Origin of the sequence: Bradyrhizobium sp. 157 (genome assembly GCF_023073815.1) — a bacterium.
In the GTDB taxonomy this organism is placed as follows: Bacteria; Pseudomonadota; Alphaproteobacteria; order Rhizobiales; family Xanthobacteraceae; genus Bradyrhizobium.
In genome coordinates, this window is the sequence record NZ_JADPKF010000124.1 from 1 (window position 1) to 20,493 (window position 20,493).

Annotated in this window: 18 protein-coding genes; 9 read left to right on the forward strand and 9 right to left on the reverse strand. The window is 62.7% G+C overall.

The window, feature by feature from the left end; translation table 11 throughout:
• The first annotated feature begins 378 nt into the window (after positions 1–378).
• Positions 379–2,043 (forward strand): thiamine pyrophosphate-dependent enzyme, encoded by a 1,665-nt coding sequence (locus IVA95_RS38120; RefSeq protein ID WP_247515216.1) that lies wholly within the window; start codon positions 379–381, stop codon positions 2,041–2,043.
• A gap of 107 nt (positions 2,044–2,150) precedes the next feature.
• Here IVA95_RS38120 and IVA95_RS38125 read toward each other — a convergent pair whose 3' ends face one another.
• Positions 2,151–3,533, reverse strand: a complete 1,383-nt coding sequence (locus tag IVA95_RS38125; protein ID WP_247515217.1) for an LLM class flavin-dependent oxidoreductase — start codon at positions 3,531–3,533, stop codon at positions 2,151–2,153.
• Positions 3,534–3,718: 185 nt separating this feature from the next.
• Here IVA95_RS38125 and IVA95_RS38130 point away from each other — a divergent pair, with 185 nt between their 5' ends.
• The gene (locus tag IVA95_RS38130) at positions 3,719–5,104 is read left to right on the forward strand and encodes a M20 family metallopeptidase (protein ID WP_247515218.1); all 1,386 of its coding nucleotides are present in this window, start codon (positions 3,719–3,721) and stop codon (positions 5,102–5,104) included.
• Positions 5,105–5,531: 427 nt separating this feature from the next.
• Positions 5,532–6,185 (forward strand): methyltransferase domain-containing protein, encoded by a 654-nt coding sequence (locus IVA95_RS38135; RefSeq protein WP_247515219.1) that lies wholly within the window; start codon positions 5,532–5,534, stop codon positions 6,183–6,185.
• Positions 6,186–6,516: 331 nt separating this feature from the next.
• Here the strand turns inward: IVA95_RS38135 and IVA95_RS38140 are convergent, their stop codons facing one another.
• From IVA95_RS38140 to IVA95_RS38160, 5 genes are all read right to left on the reverse strand, one after another.
• Entirely contained in the window at positions 6,517–8,025 is a 1,509-nt protein-coding gene (locus IVA95_RS38140) for a tripartite tricarboxylate transporter permease (protein WP_247515220.1), read from the reverse strand.
• 7 nt (positions 8,026–8,032) lie between these two features.
• Positions 8,033–8,518: a tripartite tricarboxylate transporter TctB family protein gene (locus IVA95_RS38145; protein ID WP_247515221.1), complete on the reverse strand. Its 486-nt coding sequence runs from the start codon at positions 8,516–8,518 to the stop codon at positions 8,033–8,035.
• A 139-nt stretch (positions 8,519–8,657) separates the two neighbouring features.
• Positions 8,658–9,626 (reverse strand): tripartite tricarboxylate transporter substrate binding protein, encoded by a 969-nt coding sequence (locus IVA95_RS38150; RefSeq protein ID WP_247515222.1) that lies wholly within the window; start codon positions 9,624–9,626, stop codon positions 8,658–8,660.
• Between the two features lie 268 nt (positions 9,627–9,894).
• On the reverse strand, positions 9,895–10,854 hold the full coding sequence (locus IVA95_RS38155) for an FAD-dependent oxidoreductase (protein WP_247515223.1): 960 nt from the start codon (positions 10,852–10,854) through the stop codon (positions 9,895–9,897).
• Positions 10,855–10,890: 36 nt separating this feature from the next.
• A complete protein-coding gene (locus tag IVA95_RS38160; RefSeq protein WP_247515224.1) occupies positions 10,891–11,157 on the reverse strand; it encodes an FAD-dependent oxidoreductase in 267 nt (88 codons plus the stop codon).
• Positions 11,158–11,452: 295 nt separating this feature from the next.
• Here IVA95_RS38160 and IVA95_RS38165 point away from each other — a divergent pair, with 295 nt between their 5' ends.
• From IVA95_RS38165 to IVA95_RS38190, 6 genes are all read left to right on the forward strand, one after another.
• Positions 11,453–12,538, forward strand: coding sequence for a LysR family transcriptional regulator (locus IVA95_RS38165; protein WP_247515225.1), 1,086 nt, complete (start codon positions 11,453–11,455; stop codon positions 12,536–12,538).
• Between the two features lie 58 nt (positions 12,539–12,596).
• Complete coding sequence (locus IVA95_RS38170) at positions 12,597–13,493, forward strand: amino acid ABC transporter substrate-binding protein (RefSeq protein WP_247515286.1); 897 nt, start codon at positions 12,597–12,599, stop codon at positions 13,491–13,493.
• A gap of 216 nt (positions 13,494–13,709) precedes the next feature.
• Entirely contained in the window at positions 13,710–14,441 is a 732-nt protein-coding gene (locus IVA95_RS38175) for an amino acid ABC transporter permease (protein ID WP_213247913.1), read from the forward strand.
• 2 nt (positions 14,442–14,443) lie between these two features.
• On the forward strand, positions 14,444–15,136 hold the full coding sequence (locus IVA95_RS38180; protein WP_247515226.1) for an ABC transporter permease subunit: 693 nt from the start codon (positions 14,444–14,446) through the stop codon (positions 15,134–15,136).
• A gap of 6 nt (positions 15,137–15,142) precedes the next feature.
• Positions 15,143–15,874 carry an amino acid ABC transporter ATP-binding protein gene (locus tag IVA95_RS38185; RefSeq protein WP_247515227.1) on the forward strand — a complete coding sequence of 244 codons (732 nt, stop codon included), beginning with the start codon at positions 15,143–15,145 and terminating at the stop codon, positions 15,872–15,874.
• Between the two features lie 232 nt (positions 15,875–16,106).
• Positions 16,107–16,964 (forward strand): D-amino-acid transaminase, encoded by an 858-nt coding sequence (locus IVA95_RS38190; RefSeq protein ID WP_247515228.1) that lies wholly within the window; start codon positions 16,107–16,109, stop codon positions 16,962–16,964.
• A 23-nt stretch (positions 16,965–16,987) separates the two neighbouring features.
• Here the strand turns inward: IVA95_RS38190 and IVA95_RS38195 are convergent, their stop codons facing one another.
• The 3 genes from IVA95_RS38195 to IVA95_RS38205 are packed head-to-tail and all read right to left on the reverse strand — an operon-like array spanning position 16,988 to position 20,239.
• Positions 16,988–17,773, reverse strand: coding sequence for a fumarylacetoacetate hydrolase family protein (locus tag IVA95_RS38195; protein WP_247515229.1), 786 nt, complete (start codon positions 17,771–17,773; stop codon positions 16,988–16,990).
• A gap of 14 nt (positions 17,774–17,787) precedes the next feature.
• Positions 17,788–19,155 carry an LLM class flavin-dependent oxidoreductase gene (locus tag IVA95_RS38200; RefSeq protein ID WP_247515230.1) on the reverse strand — a complete coding sequence of 456 codons (1,368 nt, stop codon included), beginning with the start codon at positions 19,153–19,155 and terminating at the stop codon, positions 17,788–17,790.
• 31 nt (positions 19,156–19,186) lie between these two features.
• Positions 19,187–20,239: an Ldh family oxidoreductase gene (locus IVA95_RS38205; RefSeq protein ID WP_247515231.1), complete on the reverse strand. Its 1,053-nt coding sequence runs from the start codon at positions 20,237–20,239 to the stop codon at positions 19,187–19,189.
• Positions 20,240–20,493 lie beyond the last annotated feature (254 nt).

The window sequence follows — 20,493 nt, forward strand, 5'->3', positions numbered from 1 at the left end:
TATCGCTGCATCAGAGGCCGGACAGATGGCAGCATCCGACTACGCGCCAATGCGCTTCAAAAATCGCTTGCATCTCGCGGGGCGTCCACAGATGAGTACACGGCCTAGAGCGGGATGAGGCCGTGACGACGGACCATCTCGTGCGTCGGACGCAAGCGGCCTGAGTGCTGCGAGCCGGGTCCCATTCTACTTTGCATGGGGTTGTTTTCGCGCTTTTGTGTCCGGGTCCCGCGGTGTACCGCTGCCGCGCTGCACCGTGTCCGGGACACGGAAAAATCCTGTGCAGAGCAGCCATACCCGCCCTCCATTGCTTACACGCGCCAAGTTTGATCATCTGCCTCCGCCCCGCACGTCAACGAAGCGGCGGCGGGAGGAAAAATGAAGAACAAGATCACCGGCCGTTCGGCATTCCTTGCACTGCTAAAGGACGAGGGCGTTACGCATCTGTTCGGCAATCCCGGCACCACCGAACTGCCGATCATGCACGCGCTGAAGGACCATCCCGACCTCACCTATGTGATGGCGATGCAGGAAAGCTTGGTCGTCGCGATGGCCGACGGCTTCAGCCGCGCCTCCGGAAAACTCGTCGCCTGCAATGTCCATGTCGCGCCCGGCCTCGGCAACGCGATGGGTTCGCTCTACAATGCCAGCTTCACCGGCACGCCGCTGATCCTGACGGCCGGCCAGCAGGAGCAGGGCCACGGCCTGACGGAGCCGGTGCTTTATGGTCCGCTGGTGCAGATGGCTGCGCCGCTGGTCAAATGGGCGGTGGAGGTGACGCGGCTGGAGGATCTGCCACGGATCGTGCGCCGCGCCGCCAAGATCGCGACCACGCCACCGACGGGGCCGGTGTTCATCTCGCTGCCCGGCGACATCCTCAATTCCGAGGCGGGCATCGAGCTTGGCCGCTCAACCCGCGTCGATACGCGCGTCAAACCGTCGGAGGAGTCGTTGCAGGCGCTCACCGCGCGGATTCTCAAAGCAGAGCGGCCGGTGATCATCGTTGGCGACGAGATCGTGAAAAGCGATGCGTTGGGGGAGGCTGCTCAACTCGCGGAAACGCTGGGTTGCGCAGCCTACCAGTCGCCGACACCCTATGGCGCGCATTTCCTGTCGGAAAGCCCGTGCTTCATGGGTGCGCTGGCGCGCATCCAGAAGATCGCCCGTGACGCGCTGTCGCCGTACGATCTTATCATCGCGCTCGGCGGCGATCCCTTGCGGATGTCGGTCTACAGCGAAGTCGATCCGTTGCCGGATGGGCTATCGATCGTGCAGATCGGCCTGGTCGACCACGACCTCGCCAGGAATTACGGCGCAGACATCGCGCTCAAGGCTGACGTGCGGGAAACGCTGCGCGCGCTGGTGCCGGCGCTGAAGGCCGCGGGTGGCAGTGCACTCGAGGCGCGCGCAAGGGAGGGATTAGACGCACTTGCCTCGAAGAACTGGACGGCGCGGCGCCAGCCGCTGGTCGAGCAGATTTCGAAACATGCCAACACCTCGCCAATCGATCCGGACTGGCTGGCGCTGCAAGTGGTCGAGGCAATGCCCGACAACGCCATCCTGGTTGACGAAGGACTAACGTCGTCGCGGCAGATAATCGCGCTGCGCCCGCATCGCGACCGCTACGGTTATCATGCGCTCGCCTCAGGCGGCATCGGCTGGGGATTGCCGGCCTCCGTCGGCGTCAGCCTCGCCAATCCGCAGCGGCCAGTGGTCTGCTATTCCGGCGACGGCAGCTCGATGTACTCGATCCAGTCGCTGTGGACGGCCGCAAACCACAAGCTGCCGTTGACCTTCGTCATCGTCAACAATGGCGGCTACCGCATCATCAAGCAGCGGCTGCTCGCCTTCCACGGCGACGATCACTACGTCGGCATGGATTTTGTCGATCCCCCGGTGGATTTTACCGGCTTGGCGAAATCGCTGGGTCTTGAGGCGACGAAGGTGACTGATCCCTCGCAATTGAAATCCGTATTGTCGTCGGCCTTCAGCCGCCCCGGCGCGAAGCTGATCGAGGTCGTGGTGAATAATGCGGTGAATTGATCGCCCCGTCATTGCGAGGAGCAACGCGACGAAGCAATCCATTCCTCCGCTTGCGGCGCGATGGATTGCTTCGCTTCGCTCGCAATGACGGCGGGCCCAGCATCGCTCTACTCCGCCGCCTGTACATGCGGGCGATATCTCGCCGCCGGATGCTGCTCCGTCAGCCGCGCGCGACCTGCACCGAACAGCTTCTCCCGCAGCGTTCCCTTCGCATATTCGCTCTTGTACCGTCGTCGCCTTGTCAATTCAGGCACCAGCATGTCGGCGATATCCTCGAAATCGCCGGGCGAAGTGGCGAACGCGACGTTGAGGCCGTCGACGTCGGTCTGCTCGAACCAAGCCTCGATATCGTCGGCAACCTTCTCGGGCGTGCCGACCACGACCGGGCCCGCGCCGCCGATACCGACATGCTCGACGACTTCGCGCACGGTCCAGACCCTATCAGGATCGGCGCGGGTGACGTTGTCGAGCGCGGTGCGGCCGGCGTCGTTCTGGACATGGCGCACTTCCTGATCGAGGTCGTAGCTTGAGAAATCGACGCCCATCCAGCCCGACATCAAGGCCAGCGCGCCCTCGGTCGCGATGTGCGCCCGATAGTCCGCATATTTCGCTTTCGCCTCCGCCTCGGTGCGGCCGAGAATGATCGTCATCATCGAGAACATCAGGATTTCGGCCGGGTTGCGTCCAATCTCCTGCGCCAGCGCACGAATCGCGGCGACCCGCGGCCCGATGATCTTGGCCGACGGGCCCGACATGAACACGCATTCGGCGTGTTGGGCCGCGAACTGACGGCCACGCGGCGAGGTGCCGGCCTGGTACAGCACCGGCGTCCGCTGCGGCGACGGCTCGCTAAGATGGATGGCGTCGAGCCGGTAGTTACGGCCCTCGTGTTGAATGCGATGCACCTTGGAAGGATCGGCAAAAATCCCGCGCGCGCGGTCGCGTAGCACGGCGTCGTCCTCCCAGCTTCCTTCCCAGAGCTTGTAGACCAGCTCCATGTATTCATCCGCGATCTCGTAACGGTCGTCATGCGCTGTCTGCCTATCCTTGCCGGCGCCGCGGGCGGCGCTGTCGAGATAGCCGGTCACGACATTCCAGCCGATCCGTCCTTCGGTGAGGTGATCGAGCGTCGACATTCTCCGCGCAAACGGGTAGGGCGGCTCGAAGGAGAGATTGCTGGTGACGCCGAAGCCGAGATTCTGCGTCACCGCAGCCATCGCCGGGATCAGCATCAGCGGCTCGTTCGCCGGCGTCTGCGCGGCATTGCGCACCGCCGCATCCGGGCTGTTGCCGAACACGTCGTAGACGCCGAGCACATCGGCGAGGAAAAGTCCGTCGAACCGGCCGCGCTCCAGCGTTTTCGCCAGATCGAGCCAGTAGGGCAGGCGGTTGTAGTCCAGCGTGCGGTCGCGTGGGTGGGTCCAGAGCCCCGGCGATTGGTGCGCCACGCAGTTCATGGCGAAGGCATTGAGCCGGATTTGTTTTGTCATGACGCGAACCTCGTAGCGCGCAGTTCCCTCGCGCATTTGCCCGGTTAAACGCCGGGCTGTTGCCTGAAATTGTTGCATCCTCGCTGCGTTTAGCAAGGCCCATTCGACAGGCCCTGCCACTTCCAGCGGGCGGCTTATCCCGATAGGTTGCGGCCCCACACGCTAGCGAACAAAGGAAAAGAAACATGGCTGATAGAGCCGACGCGATTGCGCGGGTACGCGAGCATCTCCATTCCGGCGCGTTTCTCGCCGAACTCGGCCGCCGGGTTGGATATCGGACCGAAAGCCAGAACCCCGGCAGCGGCGAGCCGTTGCGCGCCTATCTTGTCGACGACCTTCAGCCGGCCTTCGCCGCGCTCGACTTCTCCACCCGCCTGATCGAATCGCCAACTGGCAAGGGTCCGTACCTGCTCGCGGACTATCGCGAGGATGCCTCGCTGCCGACCGTGCTCACCTATGGCCATGGCGACGTCGTCGACGGCATGGAAGGCGAATGGCGCGACAATCTTGATCCATGGCGGGTCACGACCATGGGCGAGCGCGTCTATGGACGCGGCACCGCGGATAACAAGGGACAGCACAGCATCAACCTCGCGGCGTTGCGCGCCGTGCGCGAGGCACGCGGCGGCAAGCTTGGCTTCAACGCCAAATTCATCATCGAGACCGGCGAGGAGATAGGCTCGCCCGATCTGCGGCAGGTGTGCGAAGCCCATCGTGAGGAGTTGAAGGCCGATCTGTTCCTGGCGTCAGACGGGCCGCGGCTCTCGGCCGATCGGCCGACGATCTTCCTCGGTTGCCGCGGCGGAAACCGCATCCACCTCGACGTCAACTTGCGTGAAGGCGGCCATCACTCGGGCAATTGGGGCGGCGTGCTCGCCAATCCCGCGACGATCCTTTGCAATGCCATCGCGAGCCTCGTCGACGGCAAGGGGCGAATGAAGCTCGACGCGCTCAAGCCGCCGCGCATTTCAAACGCCGTCCGCGCGGCGCTTGCGGACGTGAAGATCGAGCCGACCGAGGACGAGCCGGCGCTGGCGCCCGACTGGGGCGAGGAGGGATTGTCACCGGCGGAGCGACTGTTTGCCTGGAATACGCTGGAAGTTTTGGCGATGTCGTCGGGCAGTATCGAGAAGCCGGCCAACGCCATTCCTGGACGCGCCAATGCCGTGCTGCAGCTCCGCTTCGTCGTCGGCACCAGATATCAAGAGGTCATCGACGCCGTGCGCGCGCACCTGCATGCCAATGGCTTTCCGATGGTGGAAGTCAGCGGCACACAGCGTTTCGCCGCCTCGCGCACCGATGTCGACAGCCCCTGGGTGAATTGGACGGCGAACTCGATCAGGCAGACCACGGGCAAAGCGCCGGCGATCCTGCCGAATTTCGGCGGCTCGCTGCCCAACGACGTGTTCGCCGAAGGACTGGGCTTGCCGACCATCTGGGTGCCGCATTCCTATCCCGGCTGCTCGCAGCATGCGCCGGATGAGCACATCCTGCTGCCCGTGACGGAAGAGGCGCTGGCGATCATGGCGGGGATCTTCTGGGATCTCGGCGAGATCAAGCGCAAGGCTTGAACGAAAATGCCTCACCTTGCGTCATGGCCGGGCTCGTCCCGGCCATCCACGCCCTTGCGCGGGATGACCAAGAACGTGGACGCCCGGGACCAGCCCGAGTGCATCACGAACAGATAGGCCACAGCTCAATCCGGGCGAGCAAAAGTGTGATGAGGCTACAGCGGCTGCATCTTTGATGTGCTACGCTGACTGCTCACCCCCTGGTTGAGAGGCCTTGATGTCCGATTCCGTAGAAGTCCAGCGCCGACACTATGCAGAAGACCTTTGGTTTGTCGCCGATATGCGTTCAGCCGCGGTGAAGGCGGCCTTTGCGGACGTGCCGCGGGAGAGGTTCGTCGGCCCCGGGCCTTGGCGGATCAAAAGCTCCTGGAACATGGCGGATTATCGAACCACACCCGATGACGATCCATGTCACGTCTATCATGATGTGCTGATCGCGCTCGACGAAAGCCGCAGCCTCAACAACGGCCAGCCCAGCCTTTGGGCTTTCGTGTTCGACAAGCTTGATATCGCGGCCAACGAACATGTGGTGCATCTCGGTTGCGGCACGGGCTATTACACTGCCATTCTCGCTGAACTCGTCGGTCGTGATGGCGCCGTGGAGGCGATCGAAATCGAGCCGCGACTTGCAGAGCTGGCGCGTGCGGCCCTCGCACCATGGCCGCAGGTCATAGTCGCGAATGGCGACGGCACCGGTCATCCTCTCACGCCCGCGGACGTGATTGTCGCCAGTGCTGGAGCGACGCATCCGCTTCCGGCCTGGCTGGACGCATTGAAGCCCGGCGGACGCCTATTGTTTCCCATGACGCCAACTGAAGGTTTCGGCGGCATGTTGCTGGTCACGCGCCTCCGCGCTGACAAGTTCAGCGCGCGGTTCTTGTGTCGGGTTCTATTCTATGAATTCGCGGGTGCACGCGATGATGAGGTGAGTAAGCGCCTCGCAGAAGCGTTGGCGCATGATCGCGGCGCCGGCGTCAAGTCGCTGCGCAGCGACCCTCATGAACAAGAGGAGAATTGCTGGCTACATGAGGATGGTTGGTGCCTGTCGTGCCGCGAAGCGGCGGAACAAGCGGGCGACTAGAGAGCATGATGAAATTGGGTTTGATTGCGACCACGAAGAAGGTGCGCTCCCTCTCCCGCCTGCGGGGGAGGCATAGGCGGCCCATGGCCGCCGTTCTTTAGTAGAACGCCGATGCGGAGCATCGGCTATGGGGTGGGGGCGTCTCCGCGGGCGACACTACCCGAGTGGAGAGAGCCCCCACCCGGGGCTTCGCGCCGACCTAAGAGCGAGCTTCGCTCGTCTCGACCCCCGCGAACGGGAGAGGTGAAGCGCGTCCGCGGCCAAGTCGATCAAACCAAAAATCATCCCGCTCTAGCAGCAGGTGTACGCGGCGCGGCACTGCTCCGGCCCCTCACACCCCTTCATCCAGCGCGACCAGTTCGCGCTTCCTGCGCAGCGCCGGCAGCAGCGGCGCGACGAGCAGCATCACAGCGAACGCCAGGCAGGCGGCCGAGATAGGCCGCTCGACGAAGGTCATCAGATTGCCCTGCGATAGGATCAGCGATTTGCGCAGATTGTTCTCCAGCATCGGCCCCAGCACAAAGGCCAGCACCAATGGGGCCGGCTCGTAGCCGAGCTTGCGCATGAAATAGCCGATAATGCCGAACGCGATCATCACGTAGACGTCGAACACGTTATTGCTACTGCAATAGACCCCGATGATGGTGAACAGGATGATCAGCGGGAACAGGATGTTGTAGGGCAATTTCAGGAGCTGCACCCACATGCCGATCATCGGCAGGTTCAGCACCAGCAGCATCAGATTTCCGATATACATGCTGGCGACGATGCCCCAGAACAGGCCGGGGTTCTGCGTGATCATCAGCGGTCCCGGCTGCAAGCCATGAATGACGAAAGCGCCCAATAGCAGTGCCATCACCACATTCGGTGGAATGCCTAATGTCATCAGCGGAATGAAGGCGCCGCCGGCAGCGGCATTGTTGGCCGCTTCGGGACCCGCGACGCCCTCTATTGCGCCGCGGCCGAACCGCTCCGGCGTTTTGGACAGCCGCTTCTCGAGCGCATAGGACGCGAATGACGAGATCACTGCGCCGCCGCCGGGCAGGATGCCGAGAAGAAATCCAAGGATCGTTCCGCGTGACATCGGGCCTGCGCTGGCTTTCCAGTCCTCCCTGCTTGGAAGCAGGTGCGTGATCTTCGTGTTGATGACGTCGCGTTTGATGACGTGCTCGGCGTTAATCAGGACCTCGGCGACGCCGAACAAGCCCATCACCACCGGGACAAGGCCGATGCCGTCGATCAACTCCAACCGGCCGAAGGTCAGACGCGGTTGCGCGGTGATGCTGTCGAGTCCGACCACGCCGAGGACGACGCCAATGCAAGCCATCAACAGCGCCTTCGCCATCGAGCCCTGCGTCAGGAACGTCAGAACGACGAGGCCGAGCACCATCAGGCTGAAATATTCGGCCGGTCCGAAGGCGATCGCAACGCTGGCGAGCTTGGGTGCCACCAGCATCAGTGCGATCAGGGCGAAGGTGCCGGCGAAGAACGAGCCGAACGCCGAGATGCCGAGCGCCGGGCCGGCGCGGCCTTGTTTCGCCATCTGGTGCCCGTCGATGCAGGTGACAACGGAAGCGGCTTCGCCCGGAATGTTGACCAGGATCGAGGTGGTCGATCCGCCATACATCGAGCCGTAATAGATACCGGCCATCATGATGATGCCGGATTCCGGCGTTCCCGACAGTGTTATCGGCAGCAGCAGCGACATCGCCGAAATCGGACCGATGCCGGGTAGGACACCGACCAGCGTGCCGATGAAGACGCCTAGGAAGCAATAGATCAGGTTGATCGGTTGCAGCGCGACGCCGAAGCCATGCGCGACGTTGATGAGCGTGTCCATGGTTCGGTCAGCCGATTTCGAAGATGCCGGAAGGCAACTGGATCAGGAGCAGGCGCTTGAGGATCCACCACATGCCGAGCGGGACCAGCAGCGCAATCGGAATGGTCAGCTGCCAGCGCACCGGATCGACCAGGCGCAGCAGCAGCACCATCAATGGAATCGACGACAGCAAAAAACCGAACGTATTGAGTGAAAAGGCGAACGCGATGAGGCAGGCGATGATGATCACCGGCTTGGTCCAGCGCGCATTCTCCCAGCGCGAACCGAAGGTAGGCCCGCCTTCGGTTAACGCCGCGACGATGATCGAGATAGCGAACAGGCAAATCAGGATGCCCGTGTAGAACAGCACAAAGCCGGCGCCGGGATCGTTGATGGTGCCGAGCTTCAGCTTGAGCCCGGACCAGACGACAAAACCGCCAAGCGCGAGCCCGATCAGCCCGCCCCACAGTTCGGAATTGTTGAAGCGGAATTTGACGTTGCTGTCGTTACTCATAGATAACTCTCAGCCGTTCCCCGGACGCAGCGCAGCGCGGAGCGGTGTGCTGCAGAGCCGGGATCCACACGTGGCCTCATGGGGTCCCAGTTCTGCGAAGCAGCGCTTGCGCGCTGCATCGCCCGGGACACGGCGGTTTTCAGTTCGTCTTCTTCGCCAGCCCGAGCCTGTCGACCACCTTGCGCTCGGACTCGGTCACCTCGACGACGAATTTCTTGTAGTCCTCGGTGTTCTTGTAGTTCGGCACCATGTCGAATTTGGCGAGCGTGGCGATCACGGCCGGATCGTCCAGTGCCTTCTTGAAGGCGTCGTGCAGCTTGGCGACGATCTTCGGATCCATGCCCTTCGGTCCGGCAATGCCGAAAGGCGAGTCATAGACCATGGGGTAGCCGAGCTCCTTCAGCGTCGGTACGTTGGGATAGTTCGGCGAGCGTGCCGAGGTCCACACCATCAGGAGCCGCAGCTTGCCGGCGTCGACCAAGGGGCGCCAACCGGTCGAGTCCGCCTGCAGCATGGTGTGCTGCCCCAGCACCGCGGCATTGGTCTCCGCGCCGCCCTTGAACGGCACCTGCGTCAGCTTGATCCCCGCCATGGAGGCGATCTGTTCCATACCGATATGCAGCGACGTGCCGGCGCCCGGCGTCGCATAGGTCACCTTGCCGGGATTCTGCTTGGCGTAATCGACGACGTCCTGCCAGGTCTTGAACGGCGACTCGGCGCTGGTGGTGACACCGAACGTGTAGCCGGTGAGGTGAACGATGTAGGCGAAGTCCTTGGCCGGATCCCACGAGACTTCCTGCATCAGCGGCAGCCGAAACACCGTGATCGGAATCTGTGCGATGGTATAACCGTCAGGCTTGGCGCCTGCCGCCATGGTGGCGGGCCCGACGGTGCCGGAGCCGCCGGCCTTGTTGTCGATCGCGATCGGCTGCCCCAGAACCTTCGAAGCGCTCTCGGCGATCGCGCGCATCGAAATGTCGGTCGAACCGCCCGCCGGCCATGGGACGATCAGTGTAATCGGCTTGGTCGGATATTCTTGCGCGCCGGCGGCTGCGGATATCAGCATGAAGGCAGCAATGGCGGTCGCCAAATGGCTACGTCTGAACATATGCAACACTCCCCTGCAGCTTCCCTTGATACGAGAGCCGCTTGTTTATTTCCGGGCTCGATCTTCCCTGAAATCGCCCAGGAAGAAAAGCGTGTTGGCGGCTGAGGGGCGCCGTCCGCGTCGCAACAGGCTGGAAAATGCCGTAAGGGTCAATCGGTCTGCCGCGGCATCCCGGACTACGGAATTTGGCCGCCGCCGCACCATGCGAATTCAGGCAATCACGACTAGCCTGGATTGTCGGGCCGTTCGTTGGCAACGTTACCGCTTGTTAGGCGGCGCGGCACAGGGCAAACGCCCCGGCCGGCGCGACCGAGCGCTTGCGATCGATCATGTCCGCCGTCAGCCGCGCGCTGCCGCACGCCAGCGTCCAGCCCAGCATGCCGTGTCCTGAATTGATGAAGAGGCCGTCGAGCGGCGACCAGCCGATGATCGGCCGGCTGTCCGGCGTCATCGGACGGAGCCCGCACCAGGGCTCGACGTCACCGGCTGTGTCGATCCCGAGCAATTCGGCCGAGGCGCGGCGCAGGACTTCGACGCGTCCTGCGTCGATCTGGGTGTCGCTTTCGAGATCGGCGATGCCGGCAACCCTTATGGCCGTGCGCCCGTCGCGCGCGAGCGGCGCAAACACCAGCTTGCGTTCCATATCCGTGACGCTGTGCCGAAGAGGGCGCGCCTCCGGCGCCGGTGAAAGCGTGATGCTGTAGCCTTTGAGCGGATAGATCGGCAGATAGAATCCGCACGCCTTCGCAAATGCACCTGATGCCGCGCCCATGCACAAAACGAAATGGTCTGCCTGCACAGGCCCCTGGCCGGTGTTGATGGCGGCCAGCCGGCCGCCGGATCGAACCGGCCCGACAACTTCCGTACCGAGTACCCATTCGACATTGCGCTGCCGTCGCAGTCGGAACGTCAGCCCTGCACAAAACGCCGCACAATCGCCGACCTGCTCGGAGGCCGTAAAAATCCCGCCTGCGAGTTTGCCTGCGTCAAGTCTGAGCGCGGGCTCGAGTCCCAGGCATTCGGTCGGCGTCAGGACCTGCTGCCCGCCATCCTCGCCGGTGGCCATGACGGCCCGCCGCACCGCGTCGAATTCCCGTTTGCTCCTGAACACCACCAGCTTACCGGCGGTTCGCAATCCAAATGAGAGCATCAGGCTTTGCGTCAGCCGCGCCAGCTCGCTCCGGCTCAAGGCGGCGAGGGCGAGCTGGGCTGCAACCGTCTCGCGCACGGCCGCCGGCCGACAGGCAAGCAGGAATCGCGCGCCTCAGGAGATCAAGGCTGGATCGAGGCTAGCGCGGATGCGCATCGGCGCATCCGGCGACAGCAGCAGCGATGGCAGCTTCTTGAGTGTTGCCGGAGACGCCAGCGGCGCCACGAACGCGTAAGAGAGCTGGCCGCCATTGGCGGCGCTGCCGCACCCTTTCGCGGTGGAGGCATGCCGGTCGACGATGATGACGTCGTGCCCGGCCTCGGCAAGGCACCATGCGGTCGTCAGGCCGATAACGCCGGCGCCAAGTACACAGATCTTCATTTCGAGGGCTCGTCCTGGTGATCGTCCGATCGAAACGGGAGAACCGATCGGACGAAGTTGCTCACCAGCTTTAAGGCCCCCGAACATCGCTATTGATGCCAAGTCTGCATGATGCAAAAATTGCATAACCTGCCGGAACCTTGGCGGGCTAAGGAAGCTGCGTCATGGCAGAATGCGGAACGGCTGATATGAGCGGGCGAGAATTGATGAGGACTGCCGCAGAAGCGAAAGCGAGCCGAGGCGATGCAAAGCTTGCATTGGTCATGCCGCGTGGCGACCCGCTACGTTTGCCGGCATGGAGCTTCACATTTCCTGTCGAGAACTGGCGCCGGTTGGCGCGTGCGGCCATGCGCGGCCACAAGGCGACCGTCGTGGCGGCCGCGCCGCGATCGCCTGCAATACGGGGAGCGTGATGGAGCTTCGCTGGCTTCAGGACTTTCTGATGGTGGCCGAGACCGGCAATTTTACGCGCGCGGCGGAGAAGCGGAATACGTCGCAGGCCGCGTTCAGCCGCCGGATCAAATCGCTCGAAGCCTGGCTCGGTTTCAGCCTGATCGACCGCAGCGTCTACCCGACGCAGCTCACGCCGCAAGGCGAGCGCTTCCGCGAGCATGCCGGCGAGTTGCTGCGGCAGATGCTCGACAGCCGCGTCGAGCTGGGCGGCAAGCCGCTTCGCCGCAATGAACATATCCGCATCGCTTTGCCGTTCGCCATGGCCACCGCGCGGCTGCCGCATTGGTGGCAGGCCTGGTCACAGGAGCGGCGGTTGAGCTGTTCGGTGGTCGTGGGCAACATCCATGATCTCGTCACCTCGCTCGTCTCCGACAACGTGGACCTGATGATCTGCTACCACCACGCCCAGCAGCCGATCCATCTCGATCCGGATCGCTACGAACGCGTCACCCTCGGCACCGAATTCCTTCGGCCCTATGCCAGCGAAGCGCTGGTGACGAAGGGCGGCGCGGCGCTGCCCGGCCGGGCGTCGCATCCGGTGCCGCTTTTGATGTATTCGCCCGGCGTTTATTTCGCCCGGCTGGTCGATCTTATCCTGGAGACCGCCCCCGTTTTCGGTGTGCGGGTCATTGAAAGCGATATGTCGGATGTGCTGTGCGGGATGGCGCTCAGCGGACGCGGCGTGGCTTGGTTAACGGAGGGCACCGTGGCGGCTTCCGGCCGGAAGCGGCTGGTCCCGATCGGCCGCGACAAATGGGCGTTGCCTTTGTCTTTAGTCGCATTCAGGGGCCGAATGCATGATGGCCAACGGGCGCTAAATCTGTTTTGGTCCGAATTGTGCAGGCATAGTGCCGGGCACGCCGGGGGCGGTCTTGCCAGGACAGGTTCGAGACCGCCGGCCAAACGGCCCGGCAAGTTGCTGAGTTAGGGTGGATGAGCAATCATCTGAAACCTTTGGAGGGAGAAGTTACGTGAAACACCGTCATATTATCGGCTGTCTGGTCGCGGGTGCGTTGTGCGCCGGACCGGCAACGGCCCAGGAGCTCACCGGGACGCTGAAGAACATCAAGGAGACCGGCGCCATTACGCTCGGCTACCGCGACTCGTCGATTCCGTTCTCCTATCTCGACGATAACCAGAAGCCGATCGGCTACGCCATGGACATCTGCTACAAGATCGTCGATGCCGTGAAGAAAGAGCTCAAGCTCGACAAGCTTGAGATCAAGCTCAACCCGGTGACGTCGTCGACGCGCATCCCGCTGCTTGCCAACGGCACGATCGATCTCGAATGCGGCTCGACCACTAACAACGCCGAGCGCCAGAAGCAGATTTCCTACACCAACACCCACTTCCTGACCGCTAGCCGCTACGTCACCAAGAAGGCGAGCAAGATCAATTCGATCGACGATCTCAAGGGCAAGTCAGTGGTTTCCACCGCCGGCACCACCAATATCAAGCAACTCACCGAAGCCAACGCGGCGCGCGGCCTCAACATCAACATCATCCCGGCGAAGGATCACGCCGAGGCATTCCTGATGGTCGAGACCGATCGCGCGGTGGCCTTCGTGATGGACGACATCCTGCTCGCGAGCCTGGTTGCCGGCTCAAAAGCGCCCGGCGATTACGTCATCTCCAAGGATGCGTTCTCAAAGCCCGAGCCCTACGGCATCATGCTGCGCAAGGACGATCCGGCTTTCAAGAAGGTGGTCGATGCCGCGACCGCCGCGCTCTACACGAGCAGTGAGGGCCAGAAGATCTACGACAAATGGTTCACGCAGAAGATCCCGCCCAAGGGGCTGAACCTCAACTCGCCGATCAGCGCCGAACTGAAGAACCAGTTCGCCAAGCCGTCGGATTCGCCGGATCCGGATTCGTATAAGTAACGCAGATCCTCATGGTGAGGAGGCGCGCCAGCGCCGTCTCGAACCCATGAGGCCCCAATCGGGCCTCTATCCTTCGAGACGCCGCGCAATGCGCAGCTCCTCAGGATGAGGGGTGAAAGTCGAAGGTCCGGCCATTTTGCGATAAAGATGGCCGGACATTTGCATACGCAGTCATAACCAAGAGCTTTACCGGCACTTTCGGGGACAAGGTGCAGCGTGAACTACAACTGGAACTGGCACATCTTTTTCGAGCCGAACCCGACCGGGGCCGGCACCTATCTCGACATGCTGGTGTCGGGACTGCTGCTGACCATCAAGACCGCGCTGCTCGCCTGGGTCATTGCGCTGATCTTCGGCACGATCGTCGGCATTCTGCGGAGCCTTCCGTCAAAAACCGCGTCCTGGATCGGCTTTTGCTATGTCGAATTTTTCCGCAACATGCCGCTGCTGGTGCAGCTATTCCTCTGGTTCTTCGTGCTGCCGGAACTGCTGCCGCGCGCCGCAGGCCTGTGGCTGAAGCAGCTTCCCAATGCGCCGTTCTGGACGGCGGCGATCGGGGTCGGGTTGTTCATGTCGGCGCGCGTCGCCGTGCAATTGGCCGCAGGCATCGCCTCGCTGCCGCGTGGACAGAAGAATGCCGCGACCGCGCTCGGGCTGACGACGGCGCAGGGCTACCGCTACGTGCTGCTGCCGATCGCGTTCCGCATCATCCTGCCGCCCCTCACTTCCGAATTCCTCAACACCATCAAGAATACGTCTGTCGCGATCACCATCGGTCTGATTGAACTGACCGGCCAGGCGCGGGCGATGCAGGAGTTCTCGTTCCAGGTGTTCGAGGCCTTCACCGCCGCAACCGTAATGTATCTCGCGATCAACATCGTCGTCGTCACCGGCATGCGCTTCCTCGAACGCAGCCTGGCGATCCCCGGCTACATCACGGGGAAATAGCGATGTTCGACAATCTCGATTTCGATGTCATCCGCCGTTCACTGCCGTATCTGTTCCTCGACGGCATGAGTTTTACGCTGATGCTAACCGGGTTGTCGGCGCTGGGCGGCCTGGTCTTCGGTACGCTGATCGCGCTGATGCGGTTGTCCGGCTACAAGCTGCTCGGCCGCGTCGCCGGGCTCTATGTCGACTTCATGCGCTCGCTGCCGCTGGTGCTGGTCATCTTCTGGTTCTATTTCCTGGTGCCTTATATCGGCCAGTGGCTGACCGGCGCATCGCGACCCATTCGCGTCGGCGCGTTCACCTCGTCACTCGTCACCTTCATCATGTTCGAGGCGGCATACTTCTCCGAGATCATGCGCGCCGGCATCCAGTCGATCTCGAAGGGCCAGCCGGCTGCGGCAAGTGCGCTCGGCCTGACTTACGCGCAGTCCATGCGCTACATCGTGCTGCCGCAGGCGTTTCGTAACATGCTGCCGGTGCTGCTGACGCAGACCATCGTGCTGTTCCAGGACACTTCGCTGGTCTATGTGCTGTCGATCCCGGATTTCCTGGGTGCCGCCAGCAAGGTGGCGCAGCGTGACGGCCGGCTGGTCGAGATGTATCTGTTCGCGGCCGCGGTCTATTTCGTGATTTCCTGTGTCGCGTCGTATGGCGTCCGGCGCCTGCAGGCGCGCATTGCTATTGTTCGGTGAGAGCCCATGATCGAAATCAGCCACGTCAATAAATGGTACGGGCCGAGTTTCCAGGTGCTGAAGGACTGCACCACCAGCGTCGCCAAGGGCGAGGTGGTGGTGGTGTGCGGTCCGTCAGGCTCGGGAAAGTCGACGCTGATCAAATGCGTCAACGCGCTGGAGCCGTTTCAGGAAGGCCAGATCATTCTCGACGGCATCAAGGTCAACGATCCCAAAACCGATTTGCCGAAACTGCGCGCCCGCGTCGGCATGGTGTTCCAGCATTTCGAGCTGTTCCCGCATCTGCGCATTATCGAGAATTTGTGCCTCGCGCAGGAGAAGGTATTGGGTCGCTCGCATGATGAGGCCGTGGCCAAGGGCAACAAGCTGCTCGAACGCGTCGGGTTGACGGTGCATGCAAACAAGTACCCGGCTGAACTATCCGGCGGCCAGCAGCAGCGCGTCGCGATCGCCCGCGCGCTTGCGATGGACCCGATCGCGATGCTGTTCGACGAGCCGACCTCGGCTCTCGATCCCGAAATGATCAGCGAGGTGCTCGACGTGATGGTCGATCTCGCCCATGAGGGCATGACCATGATGGTCGTCACCCACGAAATGGGTTTTGCCAGCAAGGTCGCGCATCGCGTGATCTTCATGGACAAGGGCGAGATCGTCGAGGATGCGCTGAAGGCCGATTTCTTCGGCAGCCCGCGCAGCGAGCGCGCGCAAAAGTTCTTGTCGAAGATTTTGTCGCATTAGGCGCGGTGGCCGCCACCGTCATTGCGCGAAGCGAAGCAATCCATAGGGCGGCGTAGCGGATGGGTGGATTGCTTCGTCGCTTGCGCTCCCTTGCACAAACGCTTCGCGTTTGTCGCAGGCAATGACGATGGTGGCATCGAAATCTGCGATGACGCGGCGAGAGGTTCTCGCCATTAACAGTTTTCCGATAAGGTTCACCGCAACAGCTTTAGTACCTCCAGGAGACTCTACTTTGGAACAGATCGCTTACGTCAACGGCTCGTTCGTGCCCCTTTCAGAGGCGAAGGTGTCGATCCTCGATCGCGGATTCCTGTTTGCCGACGGCATCTATGAAGTTGCTGCCGTGCTCGACGGCAAGCTGATCGACAACGCCTCGCATCTGGCGCGGCTGGAGCGCTCGGTCGGCGAGATCGAGCTGGCGCTGCCGGAGACGACGGCGCGTATCCAGGAAATCCAGAAGGAACTGGTCGCGCGCAACAATCTCGTCAACGGCATGGTTTATCTGGAAGTAACGCGCGGCGCCGACACCGGACGCGATTTTGCGTTTCCGAAGAACGTAAAGCCGACGCTGATCATGTTCACCTCAACCAAGGACATCATCAACGCGCCCTCGGCCAAGACCGGCATCAAGGTGATCACGGTGCCCGACCTGCGCTGGGCCCGCCGCGATATCAAGAGCGTCGCGCTGCTGGCGCAGGTGCTTGCCAAGCAGGCCGCGGCGGTGGCCGGCGCCGGCGAGGCCTGGATGATCGAGGACGGCAAGGTGACCGAGGGCGGCTCGTCGTCGTGTTTCATTCTCACGCAGGATGATGTGATCGTAACCCGGCAGAACGGCAGCGAGATCCTGCCCGGCTGCACCCGCAAGGCCGTCGTCGCGCTGGCCGAAGAACGGCAGCTCCGCGTCGAGGAACGGGCGTTCTCGGTCGAGGAAGCGTTGTCCGCCAAGGAAGCCTTCGTCACCAGCGCCAGTGTGTTCGTACAGGCCGTGGTGTCGATCGACGGCAAGCAGGTCGCCGACGGCAAGCCGGGCCCGATGACGAACCGGCTGCGTGAGATTTATGTGGAATTTGCGAAGGCGACGGCGGTTTAGTCCGGTGTCGTCGCCGCGGCGCTTCAAGCCATCTCCTTCACAAACCTGTTCCGCAGCGTGCCGATCCCGGTGATGTCGATCTCGACGACGTCGCCGTCCCTGAGATCAGGCGAGGTGCCGTCGGTGCCCATCCAGATCACGTCGCCCGGCGACAGCGTGAAATATTTGGAGAGTTCGACGAGGAACGGCACGATGCCGAAGATCATGTCGTTGGTGCGGAAGCGGCCGGTCTCCTTGCCGTTGACCCGGATTACCGTTTCCATCCTGTCGAGGTTGACATCGGTTTCGATCCACGCGCCCATCGGCTTGAATGTATCGGCATTCTTGGAGCGCCACAGGCTGCGGTAGGCCTTCTGCCAGGTGCGCTCGCTGACGTCGTTGCCGATCGTGTAACCGAACACACAGTCCCTCGCGTTGGCTTCGGTGAGGTGTTTTGCCTTCTTGCCGATCACGACCACCAACTCGCCCTCGTAATGAATCTTCTCGGTCGCGCTCGCCGGGATCACCACGTCCTCGTCATGCGCGATCAGCGCGTTTTGCGCGCGATAGCCGATCTCGGGTCGATCGGGCACGTTCGGCACCGTGCCGGCCTTGTCGGCGGCTTCCTTGAGGTGTTTGAGATAGTTAAGCCCGACGCAATAGAAGGTGCGCGGGATCAGCGGCAGCTCGATCTTGACGTCCTTCAGCGCATGCGACTGCGTTCCGCGCTGCCATTCACCGAACGGATCGCCATCGACCGCGATCACGCGCTCGCCCTCGACAATGCCCCAGGATGTCTTGCCGGCGGCAGCGAATTTCAGCCAACGCATGATTCTTCCTTTTCTTATTCGGCGGCAACCCGCGGACTGGCTTTCCAGGCGCCGGCGGCGGGCCGCTTCAGGCCGAGATTCTCGCGCAGGGTCTTGCCGGCATAATCCTTGTGAAACAGGCCGCGGCGCTGCAGTTCCGGCACCACATGCTTGACGAAATCGGCGTAGGAGCCCGGCACGATGGTGGCCGCGATGACAAAGCCGTCGCAGCCGCGCTCGACGAACATCTCCTCTAACTTGTCCGCGATCTCCTTCGGGCCACCGACGATCGCGTCCTGCACCTGGCCGCGACCGGAGAAGGTGACGAAGTCGCGCGCGCTGGGGTTGGTTTTGCCTGATGCCTTGAGCACGCCGTCGCGAATGCCGAGGATGCCCTGCATGCTCTTGAGCTCTTCCGTGGTCAGTGGCTCGTCGAGCGGCTTGGAAGCAAAGTCGTAGTTCAGCGCTTCCGCGAGCAGCGACAGCGCATCGATTTCCAGCGGCAGCTTGTTGATTACGGCCATCTTGTCCTCGGCCTCGGCCTTGGTCGCACCGCAGACGGGGGTGGTGAGGTTGCAGAGGAACATCTGGTCGGGATCGCGGCCGGCTTTTGCCGCTTCGTTGCGGACGGCCGCATAGCTTTCCTTGGCGGCGGCCAAATTGCGAGCGGCAGTGAAGATCACTTCGCCCCATCGCCCTGCAAAACGCTGGCCGCGGCCGGACGCGCCAGCCTGGATAATGACGGGATGGCCCTGCGGCGAACGGGGCACGGTGAACGGCCCGCGCGACTTGAAGAATTGTCCCTTGTGGTCGAGCCGCTTCACCTTGGCAGGATCGGCGAAGCGGCCGCTCTTCTTGTCCATGAGCAAGGAGCCGTCTTCCCAGGTGTCCCAATGGCCGAGCACGACTTCCATGAACTCGTCGGCGCGATCGTAGCGGAAGTCATGTTCGAGATGGGCGTCCTTGCCCATGTTGTGGGCCTCGCCGTCATTGAGCGAGGTGACGACGTTCCAGCCGGCGCGTCCGCCCGACATCAGATCGAGGGTGGCGAAACGGCGCGCGACATCGAACGGCTCGTAATAGGTGGTCGAGCAGGTCGATCCCAGGCCGAGCTTATCGGTGACCATGCCCATCGTGGTCAGCACGATCAGCGGGTCCATCTTCACGCAGCGGATGCCGTACTCGACGGTGTGGGCGTGGTCATTGCCGTAGCGGTCCGGCATCGCCAGGCGGTCGTCGAAGAACGCCATGTGGAATTTGCCGGCTTCGAGGATCCGGGCGATCTCCTGGTAGTAGTCGGCCGACATCGAATCGTCACGCGATTCCGGGTGCCGCCATGAACTCGGCAGATTGGTGCAGTTCTGCGCCTGCAAAAATCCCACCAGCGCCATTTGCCGTGTCATGCCGTTCTCCTCGTGCGGACTGGTTTGGATTTCATTTCAGGTCGAGCTCAGCGATGAGCTTGTAGTCGGTGGCGAGTGCCTTCAATTTTTCCCAGGTGGCGTCCTCGACCTCGATACCGTCGCGCCTGCGCTGCTGCTCGCGGATATATTCGATCTCGCCGGGATAGAACACGCCGGGCGAGCCTTCCGACGGCGGCGTCGATTTGAGATAACGCGCGAACTCGCCGACCTCCTTCTCGAAATCCTTCAGGGGACGGAAGGCTGCGACGTTGAACACCGCCATGAAACATCCGTCGTTGTGCCGGCCGGTCGGTTCAACGCCAAACCCAAGTCCCGTGAGCAGCCCGCAGAGCACTTCCACCATCGCTGCCAGCCCACTTCCCTTGTACCCCTCGCTGCCGCCGAGCGGCAGCAGCGCGCCGCCCTTGCGATACTGGGTGGGGTCGGTGGTGTGCCGTCCCTCGGCGTCGATGATCCAGCCTTGCGGGATCTGTTCGCCGCGCGCGACCGACAGTGCAATCTTTCCGGCCGCCACCGCTGAGGTCGCCATGTCAAGATAGAACGGTGCCTCAAGATCGGACGGCACCGCAATCGAGATCGGGTTGGTGCCGAGCCTTGCCTCGCGGCCGCCAAACGGCGCGACATGCTTCGGCGAGCGGCCGGAATCGGCGGCGGCAATCCCGATCATGCCGGCCCGTATCGCCATCAATGGATAGGCGGCGAGACGCCCGACATGGCTTTGCCGGAACACCGTGCAGGCCGCCACATTGGCAGTCTTGGCTTTCTCGATCGTCAAGGCCATTGCCTGGGCGTTGACGTGAAAGCCGAACCCCCAATGGCCATCGATCACCGTCGTGGTCGGCGATTCCTGGACGATGGTCCATTGGGCGCCGGGCACGATATGACCGGCCTTGATGCGGTCAATATAGGTCGGGATCGCGATCACCCCGTGCGAATCGTGGCCGGCGAGGTTGGCGTTGACGCAGCCGACGGCGACCGCACTGGCTTCCTCTTCAGTTGCACCGGCAGCCCTAAGCAGAACCTCGCCGATACGCGTGAGACGGTCGGCCTGGACCATCGGCATGGGAATTTCCTCACCTTGAGCGCCCGCGCGAACCGCGGGTCGTGCTTGGTGCCGGCATGCTCTCAAAGCGCCCGCGGCAGGGCAAGCGTGGAAAAATCCTGTTAGCCATGCCGTCAGCACGGCCCTCACGTATCAGGATTTTCATCCTGCAAAACTGGTTGCGGCGGGTGCCGCATCCCGGCCGGCGCGCGCCAGTGGTATGGCTGACAAATCGTGAATGGGCCGTAGTTCTCCGGAGCGGCGTCGTTCGTCGT

Excerpts from the sequence above, each read along its gene's own strand:
- IVA95_RS38120 (WP_247515216.1), top strand. The coding sequence starts at position 379 with ATGAAGAACAAGATCACCGGCCGTTCGGCATTCCTTGCACTGCTAAAG.
- IVA95_RS38125 (WP_247515217.1), bottom strand. The coding sequence starts at position 3,533 with ATGACAAAACAAATCCGGCTCAATGCCTTCGCCATGAACTGCGTGGCG.
- IVA95_RS38130 (WP_247515218.1), top strand. The coding sequence starts at position 3,719 with ATGGCTGATAGAGCCGACGCGATTGCGCGGGTACGCGAGCATCTCCAT.
- IVA95_RS38140 (WP_247515220.1), bottom strand. The coding sequence starts at position 8,025 with ATGGACACGCTCATCAACGTCGCGCATGGCTTCGGCGTCGCGCTGCAA.
- IVA95_RS38145 (WP_247515221.1), bottom strand. The coding sequence starts at position 8,518 with ATGAGTAACGACAGCAACGTCAAATTCCGCTTCAACAATTCCGAACTG.
- IVA95_RS38150 (WP_247515222.1), bottom strand. The coding sequence starts at position 9,626 with ATGTTCAGACGTAGCCATTTGGCGACCGCCATTGCTGCCTTCATGCTG.
- IVA95_RS38160 (WP_247515224.1), bottom strand. The coding sequence starts at position 11,157 with ATGAAGATCTGTGTACTTGGCGCCGGCGTTATCGGCCTGACGACCGCA.
- IVA95_RS38165 (WP_247515225.1), top strand. The coding sequence starts at position 11,453 with ATGGAGCTTCACATTTCCTGTCGAGAACTGGCGCCGGTTGGCGCGTGC.
- IVA95_RS38180 (WP_247515226.1), top strand. The coding sequence starts at position 14,444 with ATGTTCGACAATCTCGATTTCGATGTCATCCGCCGTTCACTGCCGTAT.
- IVA95_RS38185 (WP_247515227.1), top strand. The coding sequence starts at position 15,143 with ATGATCGAAATCAGCCACGTCAATAAATGGTACGGGCCGAGTTTCCAG.
- IVA95_RS38195 (WP_247515229.1), bottom strand. The coding sequence starts at position 17,773 with ATGCGTTGGCTGAAATTCGCTGCCGCCGGCAAGACATCCTGGGGCATT.
- IVA95_RS38200 (WP_247515230.1), bottom strand. The coding sequence starts at position 19,155 with ATGACACGGCAAATGGCGCTGGTGGGATTTTTGCAGGCGCAGAACTGC.
- IVA95_RS38205 (WP_247515231.1), bottom strand. The coding sequence starts at position 20,239 with ATGCCGATGGTCCAGGCCGACCGTCTCACGCGTATCGGCGAGGTTCTG.